General features: G+C 63.4%; 6 protein-coding genes. All 6 read right to left on the bottom strand.

Annotated elements, in window-relative coordinates; translation table 11 throughout:
• A partial coding sequence (locus EOA75_RS30035; protein ID WP_127325850.1) for a DUF3592 domain-containing protein occupies window positions 1-459 on the bottom strand: 459 nt, incomplete at its 3' end.
• 30 nt (window positions 460-489) lie between these two features.
• Entirely contained in the window at window positions 490-738 is a 249-nt protein-coding gene (locus EOA75_RS34615; RefSeq protein ID WP_189413666.1) for a DoxX family protein, read from the bottom strand.
• Between the two features lie 252 nt (window positions 739-990).
• A complete protein-coding gene (locus tag EOA75_RS30025; protein WP_067328952.1) occupies window positions 991-1,449 on the bottom strand; it encodes a carboxymuconolactone decarboxylase family protein in 459 nt (152 codons plus the stop codon).
• An 11-nt stretch (window positions 1,450-1,460) separates the two neighbouring features.
• Window positions 1,461-1,979, bottom strand: coding sequence for an Rrf2 family transcriptional regulator (locus EOA75_RS30020; protein ID WP_127325849.1), 519 nt, complete (start codon window positions 1,977-1,979; stop codon window positions 1,461-1,463).
• Window positions 1,980-2,089: 110 nt separating this feature from the next.
• Window positions 2,090-3,403, bottom strand: a complete 1,314-nt coding sequence (gene preA / locus EOA75_RS30015; RefSeq protein WP_067329150.1) for an NAD-dependent dihydropyrimidine dehydrogenase subunit PreA — start codon at window positions 3,401-3,403, stop codon at window positions 2,090-2,092.
• A gap of 2 nt (window positions 3,404-3,405) precedes the next feature.
• The coding region (locus EOA75_RS30010) for an FAD-dependent oxidoreductase (RefSeq protein WP_164747667.1) at window positions 3,406-3,935 on the bottom strand (530 nt) is incomplete at its 5' end.

Below are 3,935 nucleotides of genomic sequence, written 5' to 3'. Positions count from 1 at the left end.
CATCAGCCCGGCGGCGACCGCATACCAGACAGCCAGGTGGACGGCCTTCATCAGCAGCCGGCCCACTTCCCGCGCCCGCTTCGGGTGGAGAGGGTCATAAATCACTTCGACCACTGCGCCGACGTTCCCGGTCGTTCCGTTGACCGGCAGATGCGATCCGAAACGCCAGGTCTTGCCCAGTCGGTCGGCGAATTCGATGATCGGCGTGTCCGGCCCGTCGCTCGACTTGTCGATGCCGATCACCTTGCCGGTGGCAAAGGCGCCGCGTCGCCTGAGCATGATGTCGCCATAGGTCTGTATGGCGACGACCGCGAGGAAGAAGACGCCGCACAGAAAGCACCATATCTGAATGTCGCTCGGATGCTGGCCGAAGGCTCCCGCGACTGCACGGAACGGAGCCAGCGCCTGGTGGAAGGCATCCGAAACGCGTGCCCAGAATGCAGTCCAGTTCTGCTCCATGAACGCTCCGACGGGCGAACCTGTTTTTTGCTAATACAGGACAATCGCGACAAACCGATTAACGCGGCGCCATCGACTGCGCGGAATCCGAGTGCAGTTGTCAGGCATAGACCCGCGCCAGGAACCCGCGGCCAGGGCGACATTGGCGACGAAGCCGTTGATGCGTGAGGCGCGATCCGGACCCTGATGATCCCAGAAATTGTGAAACATCGGCGTCGCGACGATCAGGAACAGGATCAGGCTTGCCGCCGCCAGCGCGGTGAACAAGACGCCGATCACCAGCCGTCCGGCGCGACCTGCAGGACATTTCCAGCCACAATGCCGGCCCTGCCTACGGCACGCCGCGTGCCGCCATCATCGGGATGAGCAGGTCTTGTGCTGGGCGTTGCGCAGGCCGGCAATAACGAAGGCGCCGCCGAGCAGCAGGCGCGCGGCAAACAGAGTCTCGTTCTGAAGATTCTCAAACATGTCATTGATCTCGCAAATGAAAGCCGCGCGGAACCGTCTTCGGATCCGCGCGGCTTTGGATGGTCAGGCAGCCTTGGCGGCTGGCATCGGATGGATGGCGTGGAACGACACGCAGAGCCGGTTCCACGTGTTGATCATGCCGATCACCACCGTCAGCTTGACCAGCTCTTCCTCGGAGAACTGCTCCAGCGTCCTGGCGTAGAGATCGTCCGGAACGCCGTTGTCGGAGATGTTCGTCACCTTCTCGGTCCAGGCGAGCGCGGCGCGCTCGCGCTCGGAAAACAGCGGCGACTCCTTCCAGGCGGCGACCAAATAAAGCCGCTGCTCCGTTTCGCCATCTCGCCTTGCCTCGCGGCTGTGCATCTCGACACAATAGGAACAGCCATTGATCTGCGAAGCCCTGAGCTTGACCAGGTGCATCAGGCTTTCTTCCAGCCCGCACTCCTCGACGGCCTTGTTGAGCGCCATCACCGCCTTCATGATTTCAGGCGCCTTGGCGAAGAACTGCAGCCTCTGTTTCATTCTCTTACCTTTCACGCTTTGCTTGGTTGTTTAACTTTCTGCGCCCGCTGATGGCGTTCGACGAAGGCGCAGCTTGCGGCGACGGTGCGGGGATCGGCGTCGTTCATGAAATCGGCGACGATGTCGGAGAGCTTTGCATCGGCAAGCGCGGCGCGATAAGCGCGCTCGGCCCTCAGCATCGCGGCATTGATGCCGCACGGTTTGACATAGGCCGACGCGTCGAGCTTGACCGGGCCGCGCTGGCGGATCTCGCCGCAGCGGAAGGCAGGCTCCCTGCCCTCGACCGCAAGCACGATGTCGAGCAGCGTGATCCGCTCGGCCGGCCGCGCCAGCCTGTAGCCGCCTGCCGGCCCCGGCACGGATTCCAGGATGCGCGCCGTTGTCAGCTGATTGAGATGCTTCAAGAGATAGCTCGGCGACAGGCCGAACGCCTCGGCCATGGCCGCGCCCGACATGGTGCTGTTCCCGTCGACGCCGGCAAGCATGGCGGCGCAGTGGATCGCAGCTTCGACGCCCTCTCCCAGCTTCACGATCTTTGGCTCCAATTCATGGATAGTACCTATTATGGATAATTCTTATCTGCAATATGGGTAACGAAAAACGGCACCCGAAGGCGCCGCATTTCTTTCAAAAGTGTTCCCTACTCCGCGGCCACCTTGGCCATCGGATTGTTCGGATGCGTCGTCCAGTTGGCGTAGACCGGCGACACCGGTATGCCCGTGCGCTGATCCAGCACGCCGGCGGCCAGCGGTTCCATGGTGATGCAGCCCTCGACCGGGCAGACATTGACGCAAAGATTGCACCCGACGCATTCGGCCTCGATCACCTCGAAATGCCTGACGCCGTCGACCATGCTGGTGATCGCCTGATGCGAGGTGTCCTCGCAGGCGATGTGGCAGCGCCCGCATTTGATGCACGCGTCCTGGTCGATATGCGCCTTAGCGACATAGTTGAGGTTGAGATACTGCCAGTCCGTGACATTGGGTGTGGCGCGGCCGATGATGTCGGACAGCGAGGCGTGGCCCTTCTCGTCCATCCAGTTCTCCAGCCCCGCGATCATCTCCTGCACGATTTTGAAGCCGTATGTCATTGCCGCGGTGCAGACCTGCACGTTGCCGGCGCCGAGTGCCATGAATTCGGCAGCATCCCGCCAGGTTGTGATGCCGCCGATGCCCGAGATTGGCAGGCCGTGCGTTTCCGGATCGCGCGCGATCTCGGCCACCATGTTCATCGCGATCGGCTTCACCGCCGGGCCGCAATAGCCGCCATGCGAGCCCTTGCCATCGATGGTCGGCTGCGGCGCGAAACTGTCGAGGTCAACCCCGGTGATCGAGTTGATGGTGTTGATCAGCGACACCGCGTCGGTGCCGCCGGCTTTGGCGGCGCGCGCCGGCTTGCGGATGTCGGTGATGTTCGGCGTCAGCTTGGTGATGACCGGCATGCGCGTGTACTGCTTGCACCAGCGCACCACCATCTCGATATATTCCGGCACCTGGCCCACCGCCGAGCCCATGCCGCGTTCGCTCATGCCGTGCGGGCAGCCGAAATTGAGCTCGATGCCGTCGGCGCCGGTCTCCTCGACCAGCGGCAGGATCGCCTTCCAGCTTTCCTCCTCGCAAGGCACCATGATCGAGGCGACCAGCGCCCGATCCGGCCAGTTCATCTTCACCTGCTTCATCTCGCGCAGATTGGTCTGCAGGTCGCGGTCGGTGATCAGCTCGATATTGTTCAGGCCGAGCAGCCGGCGGTCGGCGCCCCAGATCGCGCCGTAGCGCGGGCCGTTGACGTTGACGACCGGCGGGCCCTCTTCGCCAAGCGTCTTCCAGACCACGCCGCCCCAGCCGGCTTTGAAGGCGCGTTCGACATTATAGGCCTTGTCGGTCGGCGGCGCCGAAGCCAGCCAGAACGGATTTGGCGACTTGATGCCGACGAAGGTGTTGCGGATGTCTGCCATGCTCATGCCCTCCCGTTAGAGGTCAGTGCCCGGTGGATGGATTCGGCGGCGTCGCGGCCTTGCGCCACGGCCGAGACCGTCAGGTCGTCGCCGCCGAAGATGCAGTCGCCGCCCGCCCAGACTTTCGCCAGCGAGGTGCGGCCCTCGGCATCGACCCTGATGCGGCCGCCATCGAGCTCGATGGAGGCAACGCTGCCGTTGAGATGAGCCGGCACAAAGCTCTGGCCAATCGCCTTGAACACCTGGTCGGCGTTGAGCCTCAGCATTTCGCCGGTACCGGCGAGCTTGTCGCCATTCATGGCTGTGTATTCGAGCTCGATGGCCGACACTTTGCCGTTCTCGGCGATGACGCGCTTCGGCTGCAGCCAGTGGCGGATCGTGACGCCGTTCGCGGCGGCCAGATCCTGCTCGAAGCCGGAGGCATTCATATGCTCCTGGCCGCGCCGGTAGCAGATCGTCACCTCCTCGGCGCCGAGCAGCTTCGACTGCACCGCGGCGTCGATCGCCGTCATGCCGCCGCCGATGACGACGA

This window comes from Mesorhizobium sp. M1A.F.Ca.IN.022.07.1.1 (assembly GCF_003997575.1).
Classification (GTDB): Bacteria; Pseudomonadota; Alphaproteobacteria; order Rhizobiales; family Rhizobiaceae; genus Mesorhizobium.
The sequence above is the reverse complement of the archived record's forward strand: the minus strand, read 5'-3'. Positions and strand labels throughout refer to the sequence as shown.